This window comes from Kordia sp. SMS9 (assembly GCF_003352465.1).
Taxonomy (GTDB): domain Bacteria; phylum Bacteroidota; class Bacteroidia; order Flavobacteriales; family Flavobacteriaceae; genus Kordia.
This window is the reverse complement of the sequence record NZ_CP031153.1, coordinates 3,910,853-3,927,343: the sequence shown is the minus strand read 5'-3', so window position 1 is coordinate 3,927,343 and position 16,491 is coordinate 3,910,853. Positions and strand designations below refer to the sequence as shown.

14 protein-coding genes and 1 tRNA gene are annotated in these 16,491 nt (G+C 35.2%); 10 read left to right on the top strand and 5 right to left on the bottom strand.

Annotated features, from left to right (window positions below):
• Positions 1-178: 178 nt before the first annotated feature.
• From KORDIASMS9_RS16650 to KORDIASMS9_RS16635, 4 genes are all read left to right on the top strand, one after another.
• Positions 179-652, top strand: a complete 474-nt coding sequence (locus KORDIASMS9_RS16650; protein ID WP_114903922.1) for a hypothetical protein — start codon at positions 179-181, stop codon at positions 650-652.
• A gap of 81 nt (positions 653-733) precedes the next feature.
• Positions 734-1,879: a TlpA disulfide reductase family protein gene (locus KORDIASMS9_RS16645; RefSeq protein ID WP_162820010.1), complete on the top strand. Its 1,146-nt coding sequence runs from the start codon at positions 734-736 to the stop codon at positions 1,877-1,879.
• Between the two features lie 305 nt (positions 1,880-2,184).
• Positions 2,185-2,266 (top strand) — tRNA-Tyr (locus KORDIASMS9_RS16640).
• Positions 2,267-2,822: 556 nt separating this feature from the next.
• Positions 2,823-3,002: a hypothetical protein gene (locus tag KORDIASMS9_RS16635; RefSeq protein WP_114903920.1), complete on the top strand. Its 180-nt coding sequence runs from the start codon at positions 2,823-2,825 to the stop codon at positions 3,000-3,002.
• A 100-nt stretch (positions 3,003-3,102) separates the two neighbouring features.
• Here KORDIASMS9_RS16635 and KORDIASMS9_RS16630 read toward each other — a convergent pair whose 3' ends face one another.
• Complete coding sequence (locus tag KORDIASMS9_RS16630) at positions 3,103-3,753, bottom strand: rhomboid family intramembrane serine protease (protein ID WP_114905275.1); 651 nt, start codon at positions 3,751-3,753, stop codon at positions 3,103-3,105.
• A gap of 57 nt (positions 3,754-3,810) precedes the next feature.
• Between KORDIASMS9_RS16630 and KORDIASMS9_RS16625 the strand changes: the two genes are divergently transcribed.
• Positions 3,811-4,710: a lysophospholipid acyltransferase family protein gene (locus KORDIASMS9_RS16625; RefSeq protein ID WP_114903919.1), complete on the top strand. Its 900-nt coding sequence runs from the start codon at positions 3,811-3,813 to the stop codon at positions 4,708-4,710.
• On the opposite strand, the gene KORDIASMS9_RS16620 is transcribed toward KORDIASMS9_RS16625, so the two are convergent.
• Entirely contained in the window at positions 4,711-5,181 is a 471-nt protein-coding gene (locus KORDIASMS9_RS16620) for a hypothetical protein (RefSeq protein ID WP_114903918.1), read from the bottom strand. It abuts the gene before it with no gap.
• A 169-nt stretch (positions 5,182-5,350) separates the two neighbouring features.
• Here KORDIASMS9_RS16620 and KORDIASMS9_RS16615 point away from each other — a divergent pair, with 169 nt between their 5' ends.
• Together KORDIASMS9_RS16615 and KORDIASMS9_RS16610 are read left to right on the top strand one after the other, a co-directional pair.
• Positions 5,351-7,015, top strand: coding sequence for an AraC family transcriptional regulator (locus tag KORDIASMS9_RS16615; RefSeq protein WP_114903917.1), 1,665 nt, complete (start codon positions 5,351-5,353; stop codon positions 7,013-7,015).
• Positions 7,016-7,116: 101 nt separating this feature from the next.
• Entirely contained in the window at positions 7,117-7,398 is a 282-nt protein-coding gene (locus tag KORDIASMS9_RS16610) for a hypothetical protein (RefSeq protein ID WP_114903916.1), read from the top strand.
• A 94-nt stretch (positions 7,399-7,492) separates the two neighbouring features.
• Here the strand turns inward: KORDIASMS9_RS16610 and glmM are convergent, their stop codons facing one another.
• Together glmM and KORDIASMS9_RS16600 are read right to left on the bottom strand one after the other, a co-directional pair.
• A complete protein-coding gene (gene glmM, locus KORDIASMS9_RS16605; RefSeq protein ID WP_114903915.1) occupies positions 7,493-8,881 on the bottom strand; it encodes a phosphoglucosamine mutase in 1,389 nt (462 codons plus the stop codon).
• A gap of 6 nt (positions 8,882-8,887) precedes the next feature.
• Complete coding sequence (locus KORDIASMS9_RS16600) at positions 8,888-9,952, bottom strand: acyltransferase (protein WP_162820009.1); 1,065 nt, start codon at positions 9,950-9,952, stop codon at positions 8,888-8,890.
• Positions 9,953-10,009: 57 nt separating this feature from the next.
• Here KORDIASMS9_RS16600 and KORDIASMS9_RS16595 point away from each other — a divergent pair, with 57 nt between their 5' ends.
• The 3 genes from KORDIASMS9_RS16595 to KORDIASMS9_RS16585 all read left to right on the top strand — a co-directional run bounded on the left by KORDIASMS9_RS16595 (position 10,010) and on the right by KORDIASMS9_RS16585 (position 13,248).
• Positions 10,010-10,603, top strand: coding sequence for an ACP phosphodiesterase (locus KORDIASMS9_RS16595; protein ID WP_114903913.1), 594 nt, complete (start codon positions 10,010-10,012; stop codon positions 10,601-10,603).
• Entirely contained in the window at positions 10,596-12,287 is a 1,692-nt protein-coding gene (ggt, locus tag KORDIASMS9_RS16590) for a gamma-glutamyltransferase (RefSeq protein ID WP_114905274.1), read from the top strand. The genes KORDIASMS9_RS16595 and ggt overlap by 8 nt, the downstream gene beginning before the upstream one ends.
• 292 nt (positions 12,288-12,579) lie before the next feature.
• Positions 12,580-13,248 carry a DNA alkylation repair protein gene (locus KORDIASMS9_RS16585; RefSeq protein WP_114903912.1) on the top strand — a complete coding sequence of 223 codons (669 nt, stop codon included), beginning with the start codon at positions 12,580-12,582 and terminating at the stop codon, positions 13,246-13,248.
• Between the two features lie 117 nt (positions 13,249-13,365).
• On the opposite strand, the gene KORDIASMS9_RS16580 is transcribed toward KORDIASMS9_RS16585, so the two are convergent.
• The gene (locus tag KORDIASMS9_RS16580; RefSeq protein ID WP_114903911.1) at positions 13,366-16,437 is read right to left on the bottom strand and encodes a Calx-beta domain-containing protein; all 3,072 of its coding nucleotides are present in this window, start codon (positions 16,435-16,437) and stop codon (positions 13,366-13,368) included.
• Positions 16,438-16,491: the final 54 nt, after the last annotated feature.

Genomic DNA, 16,491 nt, shown 5'->3' with positions numbered 1-16,491 from the left:
TGTCTGTGGCAATTTTTTCAGCAATATAAACTTATTTTTTTAGTTATAAATAACAAACAAGCTACGTATCACAATAAGATATTAACATGTGAAATTAATCCCCAAAAACTATGTATTGCCAATGGTATAGTTGTTGTTTATTCCATTACACAAAATTAAGAACATAAATGATAAAGACATGAAAAAACTGGTGATTTTAGGTATTTTATTTTTAGGAATTTCTGCTTCGGCACAACAGATTGCTGAAAACGCGATTGGACTCCGAATTGGCGGCAATAATGGTTTTGGAACCGAGATTTCATACCAAAGAGCTTTGTGGAACAATAACCGACTAGAGTTAGATTTGGGTTGGAAAGATAACGACGATTTTGATGCATATAAAATTACAGGAGTGTACCAATGGGTTTGGAATATTGATGGCGGATTTAATTGGTATGCGGGCGCTGGTGGCGGAATTGGAAGTTGGAATAGCAACCGAAATTTAACCAATGATGGCTTTTATGCGTTTATTGCGGGTGATGTTGGTATTGAGTATAGTTTTGACTTTCCATTACAGCTTTCGTTGGATGTACGACCTGAAATTGGTTTTGATAATGGTTTTAATGACGACCTCGATTTTGACTTGGCGTTGGGCGTGCGGTATCAATTCTGATTTTTTTTAGGGTAATTCTTCTCATTTGGTTAAATTTGCGCGTTTAACTTTTAAAATAATTATACAAAAATGTATCTAAACGTGAAGAAAGTATTTGTAATGACGTGTATTATTGGTATGTTACTGTTTGTGTCTTGTGGAGACCAATCTCAAAACAGTGGTGATGGATATGCAATTGAAACTACAATCCATGGAGTTCCTGATGGTGTTCGCGCATTTTTGAAAACCCCGAACGAAAAAGGTGTTCCACAGCCAAAAGATACCGCTATTGTTCAGAATGGGAAATTTATTTTTACTGGAAAAGTTGCGTATCCACAACAAGGTTTTATTTATATAAATGGTGCTTCAGGAAACATTAATGTACTCTTGGAGAATGCCAACGTTACTATTGAAGCCGAAAAGGATGGTTTGCCTATTGCTAAGATTTCTGGCGGAAAACATAATGAAGATTACACGCGTTTTCTTGAAGATTCAAAAGCAATGAGTGAGAAAATGAAGAAAGCAAGAGCGCGTTATCAAGAAGCTGTAACTTCAAAAGATGCAGCTAATATTAGTGTGTTTCGACAAAAAGTAGCTGCTTTAGACAAAGAAGTTGTTAAGTATCAAGAACAGTTTGTAAAAGACCATCCAAATTCTTACATATCCATTGTGTTAGTGAGTCGTATGTTGCAAAACAAATTGACCAACGCGCAAAAAGCAAAACTGTTTATTGATCAACTTCCTGAAGATTTGAAGAAAACACGTGTTGCACAGGATTTAATTGAAAAAACTAATAAAACTTTACGTTCTGCTGTGGGTTCGGTTGCTAAAAATTTCACAGCGCCAAATCCTGAAGGAGAAATGATTTCTTTGAATGATATTAAGGGAAAAGTAACCATTATTGACTTTTGGGCAGCTTGGTGCGGACCTTGTCGTAAAGAGAATCCAAATTTGGTAAAAACCTATAATAAATACCACAAAGATGGTTTGGAAATTATTGGTGTTTCATTGGATGGAACTCCAAATCAGCAGTATCCAAGAGAAGCTTGGCTAAATGCTATTAAAACAGACGGATTGCCTTGGCATCAAGTTTCTAATTTAGATGGGCCAAGAGATGCTATTGCACGTACGTATAATATTCGTACTATTCCGGCAACTTTTATTTTGAATGAGAAAGGAGAAATTGTTGCCAAAAATTTACGCGGTGCTACCTTAGAAGCGAAAGTAAAAGAATTGCTTGGGAAGTAGCATTTAGCATTTAGCATTTAGCATTTAGCATTTAGCATTTAGCATTTAGCATTTAGCATTTAGCAAAAATACTTTACATTTTATATTTTAGTTTTACATTTTAACATTCGCAATTCATTATTACTGCTTTTGCAGGAATTCCAACCGCGCATATTTTTGGGTTTTGTAAAAGAATAAACTTGAATTCTGAATTTATAAAAACTGATTTTCAGGGAGTTATTTTTGAAACTAAAAAAACGTATATTTTTTATTTGCACGGTTCAAAAACAATAGTATATTTGCACCGCAATAATGCAAAAATCGTTGGGGAGATACTCAAGCGGCCAACGAGGGCAGACTGTAAATCTGCTGACTATGTCTTCGCAGGTTCGAATCCTGCTCTCCCCACTTTAACTCGAAAAGTCTACACGAAAGTGTGGACTTTTTTATTTTTTCAAACGTTTTGGAAGCTTGTTTTAAAATGAGTTGGAAAAAATAAAAAGGTGTAGCTGCAATAGCAGCGTTACTTTTCATTTTCACGAAGTAGGAAGTTGGATATGCAATCCTGCTCTCCCCACATCAAGCAAGAAACCACGTCAACTGACGTGGTTTTTTTGTTTTATGAAAAAACTAAACAACAACGTTTGAGTTTTGAAGTAAAACAAAAAAATGCTACAGCGATAGCTGTTGGTTTCTTATTTGCAGCAGTGGCGTAAAAAGATCATGAAATAATCCTGCTCTCCCCACATTCACTCGAAAAGTCTACACGAAAGTGTGGACTTTTTTATTTTTTCAAACGTTTTGGAAGCTTGTTTTTATACCAATTTTATAGTTTAATTGGTATAAAATACATTTTAAAAAATAAGAAGCTGATTTGATTTTTTGTTTCCTTTCTTCATGCAGCATTCCTACAAATGATTTGTCTATCTTTAGGTATTATTAATTTTTACCAAAATATGTAATTATGAAAAAAAAGAGTTTCAAAAAGTTCGAATTTAAAGTACACACCATTTCTAATCTGCAAAATAAAGTTTTAGGAGGCGCTGCTGATGAACCTATAAAACATGATAGTTATGAAAATTCATGTATGGCTGGATATTGTAGATCAATTAATGAAATTAGCAGATGCTATCCATGTGACTAAAACGGGTTATGTAATTTATTAGGCCTTTTAAAAAGTAGTAAAACCTTCATACTAACGCTGTTTTGGTTTGATGAGTTTTCTATTTTTTAGATAGCTTTTTTTAAATCTTCCCCAACTTCGTCATGATAAATAATGCTATGATCGGAATTGCCATGAGAATAACAATTGCTGTTTCTTGTACAAGGATGTTCGGTCGAAGTATGAGTGTGATGATAAATCCCGCGGCAGCGCCACCAAAATGCGCATCGTGACCAATATTTCCCAAGCGTTTTTTCATTCCGTAAATAGAAAATAATAAATAACCGATTCCTACAATGTATCCTTTTACAGGAATTGGAATAAACATGATATACAAACTCATGTCGGGATATAACAGAATTGCGGCATAAAGTATTCCAGAAACGGCTCCACTGGCTCCTAACGCACTGTAATGCGGCTCGTTTCGATGAAAATAATAGGAAAGTGCATTCCCAAATAATAAACTCGCAACATAAATAAGGATAAAATATTGCGGTCCTATGGTACCAATAACGACATCTGCAAAGAAATACAACGTTAGCATGTTGAATAGCAGATGCGTAATGTCGCCATGCAAAAAACCAGATGTAAACATTCGAAAGTGTTGTCCATTATTGATCGCACTGATGTTGAACAAATATTTATTTAAAAAATACTGATCATCAAATCCTTTGAGCGATGGCAAAACGTTTGCCAAAATTATTGCAATAGTTACCGGTTCTAAATTCGTCATAAAATAGCCTTTGTTACATGCCAAATATAGCTATATTTGTCAAAATTTAGTATCAATATGCAGCTTATTGCGTTCATTTTAATATATCCGATTCTCTGGCTAATTTCGATTTTACCATTTCGTCTACTCTATTTGTTTTCTGACTTTTGCTATTTTATTGTGTACCGACTAATTGGTTATAGAAAAAAGGTAGTTCGGGAGAATTTAGCATTGGTTTTTCCTGAAAAGAGCGATGCCGAACGTTTGAAAATTGAGAAAAAGTTTTACAGTCATTTGTGTGATATGTTTTTGGAAATGATCAAATCGTTGACAATTTCGGATGCTTCTTTACGAAAACGTTTTGTGTTTCCTAATATTGACCTGATTCACGAATATGAAAAGAAAGGACAGAGTATTATTTTAATTTCTGGACATTATGCAAATTGGGAATGGATGAACGTCATGAAAGAGTACGTTTCTTTTAAAGGATATGGAATTTATAAGAAGCTAAGTAATAAGTATTTTGACAAGTTAGTGCGTGATATTCGCGAGAAACGTGATTCTACCTTAATTACGACGAAAGAAACTTTTAAAACGATTAAAAAGGATCAAGATAACGGTGTTTTAGGAATTTATTATATGGTAAGCGATCAGTCGCCAAAACCTTTAGCGCATTATTATTGGACAGATTTTATGAATATTACCGTTCCATGTTTTGACGGACCAGAAATACTAGCGCGTAAAGCCGATATGCCTTTTATTTATTTTAGAATTGAAAAAGTAAAACGCGGTCATTACCAAGGAATTTTTGAAGATTTGACGCCAAAAGGAATTTCAAACTACGCCAAACACGAACCAACTGAATTTTTCTACAGAGCTTTAGAAAAGCAAATACGTGAAGTTCCCGAATATTATTATTGGGTTCACAAACGTTGGAAACACCGTGATAAGGTGCCGCCTGCGACTCAGAAGTCGTAACTACACCACTCTACCTTCTTTTGCCGCTTTGCTATCGAGCCAACTTCCAATGGCAAGTCCAAAAGCAAGTCCAAAAGGCAACCCTAATGCAATGTTGCCAAACGCAATGCCCCAAGGCATGCCAATTGCCAATCCTAAAGGCATCCATATACTCATGTAAAATCCTTTGTTGACCAATTTATGCTTGGTTACCGCTGTATTTTTAATTTTTGCTTTCTTTTTGATAAAATTTCTTCTGATGTCCTTGTCTTTGAAATCAGCTTGTGAAGGAATTGCTTCAACATAGGCATCCATTTGTGTTTGGAATGTACTGAGTGCTTCTTGAGAAGCTGCATGTGTTGCCATTTTTTCAAGCAAACGCTTAAAATAATCAACTTCCACTTTTTTCTGCAAAGAAGCATCAAGCATTGCTGTTTTATCTTCTAAGGTACGAATCGTTGCTATTTTCCAGTTTGTATACGTGGTTTCCATAGGGTTTGTGTTGAATTTACTAAAATTGGTAGCCTATTTTCTCTTTTTGTTACAAATTATAAAAATATGGAACAATCTTTGAAAACTACTATTGTATATTGAAACATATTTTAATAGTACGAGATTTTTTTCGTAAATATTCAATTTGTTCTCTAAAAATAAGCTTTCAATGAAGCAATTACTAGTAATCTTATGTTGTCTTTTTATCAATAACAGTCAAGCGCAAAGCAATAAGGCATTTGAGAAAGCTGAAAAATTGTATTCACAACATATTTATAAAAAGAATTCGTTTGCCTTAAAGTTCGCTCTTCAAGCTAAAAATGCAGCAATGATCAATGATGATGCACAACAGTTAACACGTGCTTTTTACTACGTTGCGAATAGTTTGTGCAAATTGGACAAAAATATGGAAGCGTTACAAAATATTGAGTCTGCTATTTCATACAGTGCTACCACTAAAGATATTGAATTGCTGCAAAAATGCTTTTCTTTAAAAGGAGATATTCATTCTGAATTGGGAGACAATTCTAAAGCACTGAAAGCTTACTTAAAAGCACTAACCTATTCAGAAGCAATTGCAAATCCTGACTATGAAATTTATGTATTATGCAATATAGCTTTCATCAAAAAAGTACACAAAGATTTTGAGGAAGCCATTCAAATGTATAAGCGAGTTTTAAAACGATTAGACGCATCAAACAACAGTACTAGTAAAAAAGTATACAAACTTATTGCGCTTATGAATATTGCCGATGCGTATTTATGGACGAAAAACACAGAAGAAGCAGCGGTATTTAATGACGAAGGACTCCAAGATTGCTGTGATAATTCCACAGAATGGTTGCGCAATCCATTATTAATGAACAAAGCCATTATTTATTATCAAAGAAATCAATATGATAATTGTATTGCGATTGCCAAACAAATTCGAGATGCCACCGAAAAGGATAAAAAAAGAGCCCTGTATCTTACTTCACTGTTTTACCTTGGGAAAAGTGCGTATAAATTAGAAAACTATTCACAAGCCATACAATATTTAGAGCAAACTTTGCAGATTGTAAATACATCTGATACTGTAGATGTGAATGAAAAAGAATTGCACGAGTTTTTAGCACTTTTGTATAACAAAACAGGGAACTCGGAGAAAAACTTATTTCATTTTCAACAATATGCCGCATTAGAAAAAAAGGAAAGCGCTGCAGATTTAAAAATAAACAATGAAACTCACAAACTGATTGATATTGTGTCTGTTAGAAATGAAATTGATGAAATTAAAGACGATCTAGCAGCACAAACTATCAATAAAAAAAGAATATTTTTTGCTGCCATTGTATTGTTTGTATTATTGATAGGAAGTGTTGTGTATTATAAAAGAAGAGAAAAAATTCTAAAGAATAAGTTTGAAGGTGTATTACAAAAAGTAGCCAAACTTGAAAAAGAAGAAGAAGCTCCAAAAACAATTCCTAAAAAAGAAAAAGTAACCGATGAAAAAGCAACTGCCATTTTACGAAGGATTGCTGATTTTGAGAAAAAGGAATACTATTTACTGTTGGAATGTAGTTTAGGGTTTATGGCAGAAAAATTAAGAACCAATACTTCGTATTTATCAAAGGTAATTAACACGTACAAAAAGAAGTCGTTTACAAGTTATATTACTGAATTGAGAATTGATACGGCGTTGGTTCGATTGAAGAATGACAAAACCTTACAATCATACACGATTAAGGCAATTGCTGAAGAATTTGGATTTAAGAGACAGGAAACTTTTTCAAAAGCTTTTAAGTCGCACACAGGCATTTATCCGTCTCAATATTTAAAAAAGCTCAGAAAATAGTCCTAAATTATTGATAGTTTATAAATCATCAATACCATAATTTTTATTTTAGTCGTATACTTTTTTGTTTTACAAACACAAACATTCAAAACATAGATATTATGAAAAGAAAGAAACACATTGGTTTAAAATTGCACAAATACAAAGTGTCAAATTTGACTTTACTTCATAACAAAGCTGGTGCAAATTCTGCAGATCCCACGCTCTCTGAAACTGATACTACTGTAACTACAAACCCAAATAACACTACAACTGTACAGCCTACAGAAGAAACATTTTGTTATTCCGATTGTAATGATTGTGGCACCAATGGAGGCACTACAAAAGCACCGCCACCAACGGAATTTGAAACCTGTATTTGCCAACCGCCAGGATTAGGATAAAAAAAATTGAAATACTTATAAAAAAAGATGTTGATCAATTATAATCGATCAACATCTTTTTTATGTGGAAACTTATTTGTTATAGTGTATCACTTTACAAATTGGCAATCGCAGAAATCTCATTCATAATGCGTTGTGCCAAGTCATCCGCTTCTTGTTGCGATTTGGCTTCTGTGTAAATTCTGATAATCGGTTCTGTGTTCGATTTGCGTAAGTGTACCCAATTTTCAGGGAAATCAATCTTTACACCGTCAATCGTTGTTACGTTTTCGTCTGCATACTTCTCTTCCATCGCTTTTAAAATACCGTCTACGTCTAGTGTTGGCGTTAATTGTATTTTATTTTTACTCATAAAATAGCTCGGATAACTATCGCGCAATTCGCGGACGGTTAGTTGCTTTTCCGCTAAATGCGTTAAGAACAAAGCAACACCAACGAGCGAATCGCGTCCGTAATGTGAATCTGGATAAATGATGCCGCCATTTCCTTCTCCACCAATTACAGCTTTCGTATCTTTCATTTTAATCACCACATTCACTTCTCCAACGGCACTTGCTTGGTATGTTCCGCCATGTTTTTCTGTCACATCGCGCAATGCTCTTGATGAAGATAAATTAGACACCGTATTTCCTTTCACTTTGCCCAATACATAATCTGCGCAAGCGACTAAGGTATATTCTTCACCAAACATTTCGCCATCATCACAAATAAATGCCAAACGATCTACATCTGGATCAACCACCACACCGAAATCTGCTTTTTCTTTCACTACCAATTCAGAAATATCCGTTAAATGTTCTTTCAATGGTTCTGGATTGTGCGGAAAATGTCCGTTTGGCTCACAGTATAATTCTATCACATCTACGTTCAATGCACGTAATAACTGCGGAATGGCAATTCCTCCAGTAGAATTTACACCATCAACCACCACTTTAAAATTTGCTTTTTTAATCGCTTCTACATCTACTAATGGAAGGTTTAATACTTCTTCAATATGCTTTGTAATATACGTATTGTTTGGTGTTACCGTTCCTAAATCGTCTACTTCAGCAAAATCGAAATCGTCACTTTCGGCAATTTCTAAAATTTCTGCGCCATCAGCACCATTTAAAAATTCTCCTTTATGGTTTAATAATTTTAAAGCATTCCATTGTTTTGGGTTATGACTTGCCGTCAGAATGATGCCTCCATCCGCTTTTTCTAACGGAACTGCTACCTCAACTGTAGGCGTTGTAGACAATCCAAGATCAATCACATTAATGCCCAAACCTACCAACGTATTTACTACCAAACTTTGAATCATGGCACCAGAAATACGGGCATCTCTTCCAATAACAACGGTCAATTTTTCTTTGTTGTATTCTTTTTTTAACCAAGTTCCATACGCACTGGCAAATTTTACAGCATCAATCGGTGTCAAATTATCACCAACATTTCCTCCAATAGTTCCACGAATTCCTGAAATTGATTTGATTAACGTCATAATGTATTATCTAAATTTATTTTTAAGTTTTAAAAATGGTTTTTCAAAATATTGATATGAAAAGTGCGAAACTATAAAAGTTACGCCAAAAACCAATCCATACGAGAGTAAAATTACAGTTATATCAGACAGTTCTACTCTGGCGACCAATTTAAGCATTATAAATCCAATGAGTTGCATCACTAAGGGATGAAACATATAAATACCGTACGATATTTTCCCCAAATAATTTAAAGGCTTGTTTCGTATAATAAATACTGGACTATAACTCAAGGTCAATATTACAAAACTAAACAATATCATACTTACAAAGTGGTATACATTTGGATCGATTCCTTTGATCAAATCTGTAAAAAAATATAAGATAAACAACGCCAAAATAACCACTTTGAGGTATTTATGAATTTTATTTCCTACATCATATTTTTCATGTAAAATCGCTAGCAATCCGCCTGTAGAAAAGTAAAAGTATAAGAAATCAAACTTTCGTAAAAACGGAAAAAGATCACTTGCAAAAACAGCAAAGTAGACTACCGTTAAAACGGCTATGGATAGTATAAAGAATTTCTTTTTTATAAACGCTAACATTGGCGGAATGAGCAAATAAAATTGTTCTTCAATTCCGATGGACCAGAGTATTTCTATTGCTCCACCAGGTTGATATAAGGTGGAAGCTACATTGGGCAAGAAAAAAACATACAGCAACAACGCATTGGTTACATCATAATCGGCTTCATAAGGAATTCCCATATACGACAGCACGACTCTGTAATAGAGAAATCCAACTATTAAAATTAAAAAATACAAAGGATAAATCCGCAAAATCCGCCGTATGTAGAAGCTTTTTAGGTCAATTTTACCTTTTTGTGCCACTTCTCGATATAACAATCGGATGATTAAATATCCGCTTAGCACAAAAAACACATATACCGCTTCTCTACCTTTATGAAAAATAACACCTTCATTATATGCAGCCAAACCTCTATTCCTAAAAAATTCAGGAATATGCACTAACATAACAGGTATTGTTAATAAGAAGCGTAACGGATTAAGGTTTGGAAGAAGTTTCAAAGATGATTTTTTACAAATATAGCATTCTCAGAAAAATATTCTTAGTAATTTTAACAAATGAACTTCTTAGCACATATTTACCTTTCACAAAACGACGATGAAATAAAAATTGGAAATTTCATTGCCGATAGCATTCGCGGGAAGAAATACAAAAAATATCCTCCCAACATACAGAAAGGTATTTTGCTGCATCGCCATATTGATACGTTTACGGACGCACATCCTACAGTTCGAATGAGCACAAAACGTTTGCATAAAAATTACAGTCACTATAGCAGTGTCATTGTCGATATTTTGTACGATCATTTTTTAGCAAAAAACTGGAACAACTATTCCGATGTTCCGCTAGAAACTTTTGTGGAAGATTTTTATCATTTGCTAGAAGATCATTTTGAAATGCTTCCGCAGAATGTACAACGCATGCTTCCACACATGATTCATGACAATTGGTTGGTGAGTTATGCTTCCATTGCAGGCATTACCAAAGTATTGGAAGGCATGAACCGACGCACGCAAAATCGCTCCAAAATGAATTTGGCAGTCGTAGAACTTACAGCCTTTTATGATGAATTTGAAGCGGAATTCACTTCTTTTTTTGCGGAATTAATCGAATTTTCTAAACAAAAACTTAATGAATTACAACATGAATAAAGTCCTACTTGTAAGCTTTTTTTGCTTGCTATTATTTTCGTGTAAAAAAACTCAGAAACAATCCATAATAGGCGTTATTGGTGAAAAAGCCATGCTCGTTTCTGCGCGCGAAGAAGTGTCTAACATCGGAAAAATCATTCTTGAAAAAGGCGGAAATGCCTTTGATGCGATGGTAGGAATGGAATTAGCGCTCGCAGTTGCCTATCCGTATGCGGGAAGTTTGGGCGGCGGCGGATTTATGGTGTATCGTTTAACAGATGGCAATATTGGTGCCTTGGATTATCGTGAAAAAGCGCCGTTGGCAGCCTACAAAAACATGTATTTGGATTCGCTTACGCAAGAAGTGATTCCCAACAAAAGCAGATTGGGCGCCATGGCGGTCGGAATTCCAGGAAACATTGCAGGGATTTACGCTTCGCATGAAAAATTTGGAAAATTACCCATGGAGGAAATCATTTCACCTGTCATCGCCTTGGCGGAAAAAGGTGTTGTTGTAACCGAAAAGCAACAAAAACGTTTCGAAAAATACCGCGATGATATCATAAAAGTGAACAGTGTAAGTTCTTTATTTGCTATAGATTGGAAAGCAACAGATACTATCAAGCGTTTGCGATTGGCAAATACCTTGAAACGCATCAAACAAAATGGTCGCGATGAATTTTACAAAGGAGAAACGGCACAGAAATTAGTTGATTTCATGCAACAATCGGGTGGAATTATGACGATGGAAGATTTGGCGAAATACGAAGCCAAATGGCGAACTCCGATTACATTTACCTATGATGATTTGCGCGTAATTTCCATGTCGCCACCATCGAGCGGTGGTATTTGCTTGGCAGAAATCATGAAAGCCATTGAACCGTATGATATAGCTTCATTTGGGCATAATACGACAAAAGCCATTCAGCTCATTGTAGAAGCGGAACGCAGAGCGTATGCCGACCGAAATTATTTTTTGGGCGATCCTGATTTTAGTATGATTCCCACAGAAACTTTATTGAGTGACGATTATATTAAAGAACGTATGTCTACATTTTCTTTTGAAAAAGCCACACCGTCAACGGAAGTTTCTCATGGAAACATCGAAATTATAGAAAGCGATGAAACTACCCATTACTCTATTGTAGATACATTTGGAAATGCGGTTTCTGTCACAACGACGATTAACGGCGCGTATGGTTCTAAATTGTATTGTGAGGAATTAGGCTTCTTTTTAAATAACGAAATGGACGATTTTAGCGCAAAACCTGGCGAACCCAATATGTTTGGACTCATTGGCGCGGAAGCGAATAGTATCGCCCCTGAAAAACGTATGTTGAGTTCCATGACACCAACAATAGTAGAAAAAGATGGCAAATTATACATCGTGGTGGGAACACCTGGCGGATCAACGATTATTACAAGTGTGTTGCAAACAATCTTGAACGTTCACGAATATGGTATGGGCATGCAAGAAGCGATAAATCAGCCACGATTTCATCATCAATGGTTGCCCGATACGGTTCGTATGGAACCCAAAGGATTTGGAGATGCACTGAAAGCAGAACTGACCACACTTGGCTACACGATTGATGCTACCAACAGTCCTGTGATTGGAAAAGTAGAAGGAATTTTAGTGTTACCTGATGGAAAATTAGAAGGTGGCGCCGATCCTCGTGGTGATGATAAAGCGGTTGGGTTTTGAAGTTATAAATTTTAAATGCTAAATTTTAGATTTTAAATGTTGAATGTTGAATGTTGAATGTTGAATTGAAGTTACGAATGAAAATTCGAGTAAATTATAGTAAATGTGATCCTAAAAATATTCGTGAATTCGTGACAAGAAAAATGTAAATCTTGAATCTTGATTCTTGATTCTTGAATCTTGAATCTTGAATCTTGAATCTTGAATCAAATTTACTTTTTTTTCATACAAAATGTCATCCTATGTTTGAAACGTTTATAGACATTCAATATAAATTCTTATAAATTATCTAATGAATTTCACCATAAAACTACAAGAAGCTTTTGAAGCCAATGCCAATGCTGAGAATCAGCAGCAAATGGAAGCGTATATGCGAAATTTGTTTACGTTTCACGGCATCAAAGCACCAATTCGGAAGCAATTGATCAAAGAATTGGTTGCAGATCACAAATCGTTTCTACAAGAACATATTCGCTCAGTTGCGTTGGCATTGTACGCACTTCCACAACGTGAGTATCATTATGCCGCGATGGAATTGTTTCAGAAGTTTTTACACAAAAAATACCAAGAGAACGATCATGAGTTGATCACCAAGTTGATTACAACGCATTCTTGGTGGGACACCGTGGATTTTTTAGCGAAACATGTGTTTGGAAAGTATCTGATACAATTCCCACATCAAAAAAGAAAATTGCTAGATACGTACTCAGAAAGTGATAATTTATGGTTGAATCGTTCTGCGATTTTGTATCAGTTGAGTTATAAAAATGACACGGATGCAGCGGAATTATTCAAACAGTGTACGATTCATAAAGATTCAGAAGAATTTTTCATCCAAAAAGCAATTGGTTGGGCATTGCGTGAATATGGAAAAGTTCAGCCCAAAGCGGTATTAGATTTTGCAAAAAATACAAAATTAAAAGAGTTGAGTCAGCGTGAAGCTATTCGGAGGTTGGTTTAGACTTACTTACACAATTTAATTATTATCTGTATTGGATAGCAAGCTTTTCAATAAACTTTATAAAAAAGACCAACACAGAGGCTGATCTTTTTTAGATGTTTTCCAATACCTTTTACGTTACATTTTGACAACTTTTTGAGTCTTCACACCTTTTGCTGTTTTTATTTTGACAAAATAGATGCCTTTTGCTTGATTTGAAAGGTTTAGGGTCACATTTTGAGTCGTGTAACTTTCTTTTGCTAACAATCTTCCTTGTACATCATAAATTTCAATATTTTGAATCGTATGAGTTGCTTCAATGTGTATTGTATTTTTTGTAGGATTTGGATATATGTTCATACTAGTTTCTACATCAAACGTTGGATTGTTTAAGACTGCATACGTCGTGGAAGCAATGTTTGTTTGAATTGGAAAGTTGTAATCAAAAAAGATACGTGCATCGTTACTCACTGTATCGTTTGGAGCCAATGTATTTTGTGATTTTATTTTTATGAGAATGTTTCCTTGACCATCCACAGGTAAGAATATACTTTGAAAAATAAATCGAACCATGGTGCCATTGATCGTTACGTTTGCATCATGTGAACTCCCTAATAAACGAAGTGTATTAATATCAAACTCTGTTGGATCAATGTCCATTTCGACGACGATATTTTCCGCAAAAAAGGTTCCTGTGTTTTCAAAATTGATGATGTAATGTAAATATTCTCCAATTTTATCAGCATCAACTACGTTTCCTTCCAAACAGGTAATATCATTTGGATCGTACGAACCTACAACAGTCTGCTCTAACTCAAACATATTGTCTTCTGGAGAAACATCACCTGCAACAGGATTTATCGTTGCTGTGTACGTTAATTCATCATTAATGTTAACAGGCGGCGTTGCCATTGGTGAATTTACATTTAGTGTAATGTAAAAATCTCTGTTTTCAAAAGGAGTTAAATTGGTGTAGTTCCATTGCAAAACTCCTGATGATTGTGAATCTGGTGTTTGTGTACTGCTTACAAAACTGGTTACAGTATCATCATACGTAAACGTGATATCACCAGAAACTATCTGATTTCCATTGTTGTTGTAGGTTATCAAATACACGGCATCAAATCCTGGGCGTGCAAATTCAATGGGAGAAATGGTAATTTCTACATCAGGATTCGTTCCACTATTGGTCACACAAAAATCTTGATTGAATACGCTGTTATTGGTAGTTGAGAAATTTGCTGTCGCATTTGCAGGAGTAACGTTAAAAAATGTTGGATTTTCTAAGTTTGGAGTCACTGTGTAGTTTCCAGTAGTTGTGATATATGTATACAATCCTGCATCATTAGTATAGATGGAGGTTGTATTAGAACCATCATTAATGTCTAATCGTGTAAAAGAAAATACCGTATCATCCATTCCATTACAGCCATCGCCATTGACATCATACACAATACTTCCTTGAATTGTGTTAAAGTTGGTATCATACGGATCTGATCCTAAGATCACTTCCAAGGCATTGTTAATGTCGTCATTGTCACAATTGGCGTTTTGCCACACTGAATTATCTGCGTCGTATCCAGTATAGCCAATGTTTTGTATAGGATCACACGGATTGTTATAATCTGTACCGTTTAAGACTTCTTCACCATTTGGAATTCCGTCTCCATCAACATCAGCCACAGCTTCACCGATACAGTTGCAATTTTCGTCAATAAAGTCAAAAAGTGTTGCTGAATTGCCATCATCACAAGGATCACCTACAACTCCACTACCACAACTACCGTCGTCCGTAATTGTAATTGTTGCGAAAGCATTTACATTGATGGTATTTCCCGTAGTGACTGTTCCTTGTATGGTAAACGTTTCTATAACTTCAAAAACATCATCATCTATGATAGGAATGGTGACATTTACCGAAGATTGAAGCCCAGGAATGGTTACAGAAGTCATTACCGTTGTATAATCGTTTGGCGCTACCGCTGTGTTATCAGTAGTTGTGATATTGATTCCTGTATCAAAAATAGTTAAACCATCAATAGTTATAGGAACTGTGATACTGCCTGCATCTTCCGATACAGAAATGTCATTGATAATTAGTGTAATTTGATCATCATCCGTAATTGTTACCGTTCCAGAATCAGTGGTATTTAGTATGTTTCCACTAGTTACGACTCCGTTTACAGTGAAATCTTCTGTGGGTTCTGACAAATTATCGTCTATAATAGGAATTACAACATCGACTGAAGTTTGAAATGGTGGAATGGTAGCCGTAACCGTTGTTGGCGTATAGTCATCTGGAGTTATTGCAGTATTGTCTGTTGTAGTGATTTGAACCGTGGTTTCTACTGGGTTTGGACCAGATATAATTACAGGGACTAGCGCAGTTCCTGCATTTTCTGATACGGTTACATCGCCAACGCTCATTACAGAGTCGTCATTATCTATAATAGTTACTGTTCCCGAATCCCAATTATTACTTGTATTTCCGCTAGTCACCGTTACTATGACATCAAAATCTTCCACAGTTTCCACAGTGCTATCATCAATAATCGGAATGGAATACATAAAATTAGTCATTCCTGAAGCGATTACAATTCCTGTTTCGTTCACAGGTGTATAATCAACTGGAGCTACCGCAGTATTATTTTGTGTAGCGATATCGAATACAGTGTTTTGACTGCTAGGATTGCTCAATGCTATTGTGATGTTGGCAACACCAGCAGATTCTTGGATAGAAATGCTTTGTATATTAAGAGACGGAAAATTATTGGGACCAATAGTAACGGTACCTGATGCTGTAGTATTTGCTGTATTTCCACTAGTTATTGTTGCGTTTACAAAGAAATTTTCAGAAGGTTCTCCAATAAAGTCATCTGTAATAGGAATTGTTACCGATATGCCTAATTGTCCCGCAGGAATAGTAGCATTCACTATGGTTGTTGTATAATCATCCGGACTTGTTGCGGTATTGTCAACGGTTGTAATAGTGATCGTGGTATCTACAGTGTCAATCACATCTAATTGAATTGGCACAGAAGCGGATCCATTTGATTCTTCTACAAACACACTCGTTACTGTAAGTACGGGCATGTATGCATTGGTGGTTTTAGAATTTATTGTTATTGTTTTGGAAGAATCGGGTTTGTTCGTTGCATACGTTAAAGAACATGCAAGCACTACTAAAACCCCTAGTAGTTGTATCTTCATGGTTTTAATGATATTTCTTTATTGATTTGAGATAAAGATAAGAGAGATTTTCTT

What these genes read in the sequence shown, in the direction of transcription:
- KORDIASMS9_RS16625 (WP_114903919.1), top strand. Translation starts at nt 3,811, where the DNA reads ATGCAGCTTATTGCGTTCATTTTAATATATCCGATTCTCTGGCTAATT.
- KORDIASMS9_RS16580 (WP_114903911.1), bottom strand. Translation starts at nt 16,437, where the DNA reads ATGAAGATACAACTACTAGGGGTTTTAGTAGTGCTTGCATGTTCTTTA.
- KORDIASMS9_RS16635 (WP_114903920.1), top strand. Translation starts at nt 2,823, where the DNA reads ATGAAAAAAAAGAGTTTCAAAAAGTTCGAATTTAAAGTACACACCATT.
- KORDIASMS9_RS16595 (WP_114903913.1), top strand. Translation starts at nt 10,010, where the DNA reads ATGAACTTCTTAGCACATATTTACCTTTCACAAAACGACGATGAAATA.
- ggt (WP_114905274.1), top strand. Translation starts at nt 10,596, where the DNA reads ATGAATAAAGTCCTACTTGTAAGCTTTTTTTGCTTGCTATTATTTTCG.
- KORDIASMS9_RS16630 (WP_114905275.1), bottom strand. Translation starts at nt 3,753, where the DNA reads ATGACGAATTTAGAACCGGTAACTATTGCAATAATTTTGGCAAACGTT.
- KORDIASMS9_RS16585 (WP_114903912.1), top strand. Translation starts at nt 12,580, where the DNA reads ATGAATTTCACCATAAAACTACAAGAAGCTTTTGAAGCCAATGCCAAT.
- KORDIASMS9_RS16610 (WP_114903916.1), top strand. Translation starts at nt 7,117, where the DNA reads ATGAAAAGAAAGAAACACATTGGTTTAAAATTGCACAAATACAAAGTG.
- KORDIASMS9_RS16650 (WP_114903922.1), top strand. Translation starts at nt 179, where the DNA reads ATGAAAAAACTGGTGATTTTAGGTATTTTATTTTTAGGAATTTCTGCT.
- KORDIASMS9_RS16615 (WP_114903917.1), top strand. Translation starts at nt 5,351, where the DNA reads ATGAAGCAATTACTAGTAATCTTATGTTGTCTTTTTATCAATAACAGT.
- glmM (WP_114903915.1), bottom strand. Translation starts at nt 8,881, where the DNA reads ATGACGTTAATCAAATCAATTTCAGGAATTCGTGGAACTATTGGAGGA.
- KORDIASMS9_RS16620 (WP_114903918.1), bottom strand. Translation starts at nt 5,181, where the DNA reads ATGGAAACCACGTATACAAACTGGAAAATAGCAACGATTCGTACCTTA.